Source organism: Pseudorhodobacter antarcticus (assembly GCF_900110135.1).
Lineage (GTDB): Bacteria > Pseudomonadota > Alphaproteobacteria > Rhodobacterales > Rhodobacteraceae > Pseudorhodobacter > Pseudorhodobacter antarcticus.
The window spans coordinates 1-1,228 of sequence record NZ_FOCO01000113.1 but is presented as its reverse complement, the minus strand read 5'-3'; the positions used below and the strand labels follow the sequence as shown (position 1 = coordinate 1,228).

Sequence of the window (1,228 nt, the reverse complement as noted above, 5' to 3'; positions counted from 1 at the left end):
GGTTTACTCATACCACACAGCTACCATGCTGGATTCACAAGATGAATCCCTCATGGGATTTGTGCAACAGAGCCCCGCCACCTTAAAACCGCCGCCCAATCAAGCCTCACCAACTTTTGCGCACATATCACACCAAAGATATAGCTATAAATCTTTAGGTGGTGATGTGTCTGCGCGATGCCTAGGCTAATGCAAAATTAGTCTTTTTGATACACTGCTTTGGCCTATTGGTTGGTACGCAGAAAATCGACATGCCCGATGCCAGTGAAGCTACAGTGGATAAGTGTTGCTTTGCTGCGCATGCATAGTTCGACAAAGGGTGGTTGGTTTATTAAATATCCGAATGTAGAGTTTAAGGCTGCCATTCAAGGCCCTTTAGGCTAGCTCATTAGCGATCAACGGAGGAAGGCCTAATAATTTTCTGATCCACTCAAACATGTTTGGTTGCGTTAATCAATTGAATTCGAAAGGAAATAAAGTTATGGTAAGTCAAGATGCAGCACGCTCATTATTCGCGTCTGATAGTGTGAAGGTATTGGTCGTCGACGATCATGAGCTTGTGGCTGAGGCGATGTCTTCATATCTGTCGACAAACTCAGGCTTCGAGGCCGTGGCCGTTTTTGACATTAAATCTGCGCTCGATGCAATCAAGCTAAAAGGACCGTTCAGCGTAATTCTACTCGACGATGATATGCCTTTGTTAGAGCCGATGGAAAGCATGAGTAAGCTTTCAACTGCCAATGGTGGGAGGATTGCAATGCTCTCTGGGATGGCTAACAGCCATGCTGTAGGACGCGCACTGTTGGCTGGCGCAATTGGCTTCGTCCCAAAGACACTGCCCTTAAAACTGCTACAAGACGCCATACGCTTGATGGCGGATGGAGAAATATTTATGCCGTCAGAGCTGTTGCGGACGAGTGCAGCTTGAGGAGACACAAGCTGGCGCCCTGAAAGATGTCGAGAGTCCAGTTGTGGCACATTGGTCTTGCCCCGTTTCAGTTCCGGTCTCTTTCGAGCAATATTTGCTATGAAGGAGATATGGAATGGCAAGGAGATACAAAGACGAGTTTCGGCGTGATGCTGTGCGGATGGCGACGACCAGCGGCTTAACGCGTCCGCAGCTTTCATCGGATTTGTGAGTTGTGTCGCAAACTTTGTCGTTGTTTGAGGATGCCCATTTACAGGACATAATTATGCCGCGAGCCCAGCAAAGGTCTGGAAGGCGGTG

General features: G+C 48.0%; 1 protein-coding gene. It reads left to right on the top strand.

Features of this window, described 5'->3' with window-relative positions; genetic code table 11:
- The first annotated feature begins 481 nt into the window (after positions 1-481).
- Entirely contained in the window at positions 482-928 is a 447-nt protein-coding gene (locus BMY36_RS19135; RefSeq protein WP_050519396.1) for a response regulator, read from the top strand.
- Positions 929-1,228: the final 300 nt, after the last annotated feature.

Bases quoted from the DNA above. Each gene is read 5' to 3' on its own strand.
- BMY36_RS19135 (WP_050519396.1), top strand. From the start codon at position 482: ATGGTAAGTCAAGATGCAGCACGCTCATTATTCGCGTCTGATAGTGTG.